Origin of the sequence: Halanaerobium saccharolyticum (assembly GCF_004362045.1) — a bacterium.
In the GTDB taxonomy this organism is placed as follows: domain Bacteria; phylum Bacillota; class Halanaerobiia; order Halanaerobiales; family Halanaerobiaceae; genus Halanaerobium; species Halanaerobium saccharolyticum_C.
This window is the reverse complement of sequence record NZ_SNWX01000062.1, coordinates 1-3151: the sequence shown is the minus strand read 5'-3', so window position 1 is coordinate 3151 and position 3151 is coordinate 1. Positions and strand designations below refer to the sequence as shown.

The window sequence follows — 3151 nt, the reverse complement described above, 5'->3', positions numbered from 1 at the left end:
CAAAGAGAGAAAAGAAATATCGGTTTAGAGATTTATACAGACAGATAAACTATGGAGCTTTAAAGCTGGCATGGTTAGAAATCAACAAAAAAGCATCTGCCGGAGTGGATAAAATAACAGCAGCTGAATTTGAGAAGAATCTGGAAGAAAATCTCCAGAATATACTAGAATCCTTAAAAAAAAAAACGATATCATGCTAAACTGGTCAGAAGAAAATATATAGATAAAGGAAATGGCAAGAAAAGACCACTAGGAATACCAGCTCTGAAAGATAAAATAGTCCAGAGAGCAGTTACTGATATACTGGAAGCAATATTTGAACAGGATTTTATTGAAAACAGCTATGGGTACAGACCGAATAAAAGTGCTAAAGAAGCAGTGATAAATCTTTCTGAGGAACTTAATTTTGGTCAATATAACTACATAGTTGAAGCTGATATAAAAGGCTTTTTCGATAATATAGATCATGACTGGTTGATTAAGATGTTAGAGCAGAGAATAGATGATCAACAATTAATCAGATTGATTAAAAAGTGGTTAAAAGCTGGGATCCTGGAAGAGGATAATGAGATAGTATATCCAAAATTTGGAACACCTCAAGGTGGTATAATAAGTCCAGTTCTGGCGAATATATACTTACATTTTGTACTGGATAACTGGTTTGAAAAAGTGATAGGAGAAATAACAGAAGGTGATACCCATTTTTCAAGGTATGCAGATGACTATATAACAGCATTCAGATATCGAAAAGATGCTGAATACTTTTATAGTAAGATGCAGAAAAGACTAAATAAATTTGGACTTAAACTTTCTTTAGAAAAGAGCAGTATAATTCTTTTTTCCAGATTTAAAAAGCAGGGAAGCAAAAGGTTTGAATTCCTGGGATTTGAGTTTAGTCGGAGCACATCTCTTAGAGGAAAAGATATAATAAAAAGGAGGACCTCCAGAAAGAAACTCAGAAAATCAATAAAGAATTTTAGAAATTGGTGTAAAATGATGAGAAACCAAAAACTAAAAACACTCTTTAAGAAATTAAATGCCAAGCTCAAGGGTTACTATAATTATTATGGTTTGATTGGTAATTATGACAGTCTGGAAGAATTCTTTAATATATCACTCAAAATATTATATAAATGGTTAAATAGAAGAAGCCAGAGAAAAAGCATGAACTGGGATAAATTTGAAGAAATTATAGGATGGTATAATGTCTGTAAGCCGAGAATAGTTGAGAAGATAAATAGACAGTTAAGACTTAACTTTGCCTGATAACGGATGTGAATATTACTGAAGAGCTCAGTGCGGTAATTCTGCATGCTGAGATCTGTGCGGGGGTGAGCAGGTAACTGCTAATCCTACCGTGACTACGAAAGAGCTGGTTTAAAAAGTCTTTTAAAATAATAATTAAATTCTAAGCTAAAACACTTCTATAAATTAAAACTAAAAATATTGCAATTGATTTTACATAAAATTTAATGTATAATTTAATTAAGATAATTATTTATGAAATATTTTAATTTATGGAGGTGCAAATAATGGTTACTTTAAGAATTGATAGAGATCATATGGTCTCATCTTCTGAAATTGTTCGTAATTTTAGTAAAATGTTAGATAAAACAAAAGAGTCCCCGCTATTTATTACCAGAAATAATGATATTGAAGGTATTATGATGGATATCGAAGAATATGAAATGTTACTAGAAAAAATCGAATTTCTGGAAGACCAATTAGAAGATGCCCATATTGAAGAGATTATAGCCAAAAGAAAAGAAAACTTTGATCTTAAAGATGCAGTAAGCGAAAAAGAGATAATGGATTTATTAGATAAAGAATAGTTTTTAGGGGGCTTAAGTTGATGAAACTTAAATTTCATCCTGAAGTTAAAAATGATATTGATAATTTAGATGGAAGTGTTAAACCGAGACTTAAAAGTACACTTAATAAAATTAAAAGATCTCCTGAATTAGGAAAACCACTTGGAAATAAAAGTGGAATTGATCTATCAGGTTGTTTAAAAATCTACTTTTATCGGAAAAAATATAGAGTTGTTTATCAAATAATGAACGAAGAAGAAGTTATGGTTTGGTCTGTTGGTAAAAGAGAAGATCAAGTTGTTTATATAAGTGCATATAAAAGAATACTTGAAAAGGGGAGATAAACCCCTTTTTTTATTTATAAAAATTTCTAAAATTTATCAAAAGAGCAAACCAGCTCCATCGTATAACATGGGATTAGCGCCATGCCTTCTGTCATAAAGCTTGCAGGCTAACCAATCACGGATATGAAAAAGCAATCTTTACGCCAGTTCCTAACGGAACCAGGCACGAGCGCAAATCCCAGTAACGTTATACGACATTAAACTAAGCGAGTATGTTTCAGCTTGGAAAGAACGAGATGGATTTGTAAAACCCTCTCTGATAATTCAAAAACTAATAATAATTAAATCAGTAATTTTTTATTTCATGGTCAAGATCAGGATAATTCATAATCAGATCGCTTTTGAAAAATCTCAGGTGTAAAGTCTTAATGAGCGAAAAGTGTAAAAAGTTATTTATCATTAAAAATATTTTGCTGTAAATCTTTATGAAATAAGTTTCATGAAGATAGCAAACTGAAAGTATCAATGATAATTACTGCAGCAAATGGATATAATTTAATAAAAGAAAAGAAATAGTAAAAGATTTATCCGCCTAACAGTCACATTTGTGACATTAGGCTGGGTCAAGTGTCTTTATTGCTTAGAAGTTTCGAGATGGATTTATAAAATCTTCGTAGCAGCTATAGATCAAAATCTATTAAAGATTCAATATTAAGTTTTCCCCTGTAAAAAGCAGGGATTTTTTTCTTTTACATGAAGTATATTAATAATAAATCTATTTCTGCAAGTTAAATTAATAGATTTTTATTCTGCAATAATAGGGAATTTTAGTTTGCAACTTTCGGGAATATTAATTGCAATCCTTTAAAGATGGTAAAAATATTATGAACTTAACTTCGTGAAGATCTAATAATTTTGTAGTAAAAGAATAATTAATTCAATTAAACATGCTCATTTAAAGTGTCATCTTGCAGTTTAAACCAGTAAAATTTATCAGTTTAAATCGACCTAAATTTACTGAAATTACTGCATAATTTTCAGATTGAATTAGTAAAA

The 3151-nt window shown here is 30.1% G+C and carries 3 protein-coding genes and 1 pseudogene; all 4 read left to right on the top strand.

The features are described from left to right. Window positions 1-200, top strand: a pseudogene (locus DFR79_RS16270) (group II intron reverse transcriptase/maturase); the annotation flags it as partial. 1 nt (window position 201) lies between these two features. Further along, window positions 202-1266 carry a group II intron reverse transcriptase/maturase gene (gene ltrA / locus DFR79_RS15920; RefSeq protein ID WP_347814044.1) on the top strand — a complete coding sequence of 355 codons (1065 nt, stop codon included), beginning with the start codon at window positions 202-204 and terminating at the stop codon, window positions 1264-1266. 266 nt (window positions 1267-1532) lie between these two features. Beyond that, window positions 1533-1832 (top strand): type II toxin-antitoxin system Phd/YefM family antitoxin, encoded by a 300-nt coding sequence (locus DFR79_RS15915; protein ID WP_005488947.1) that lies wholly within the window; start codon window positions 1533-1535, stop codon window positions 1830-1832. Window positions 1833-1852: 20 nt separating this feature from the next. Then, window positions 1853-2155 carry a type II toxin-antitoxin system RelE family toxin gene (locus DFR79_RS15910; RefSeq protein ID WP_005488946.1) on the top strand — a complete coding sequence of 101 codons (303 nt, stop codon included), beginning with the start codon at window positions 1853-1855 and terminating at the stop codon, window positions 2153-2155. Window positions 2156-3151: the final 996 nt, after the last annotated feature.

What these genes read in the sequence shown, in the direction of transcription:
- DFR79_RS15915 (WP_005488947.1), top strand. Translation starts at nt 1,533, where the DNA reads ATGGTTACTTTAAGAATTGATAGAGATCATATGGTCTCATCTTCTGAA.
- DFR79_RS15910 (WP_005488946.1), top strand. Translation starts at nt 1,853, where the DNA reads ATGAAACTTAAATTTCATCCTGAAGTTAAAAATGATATTGATAATTTA.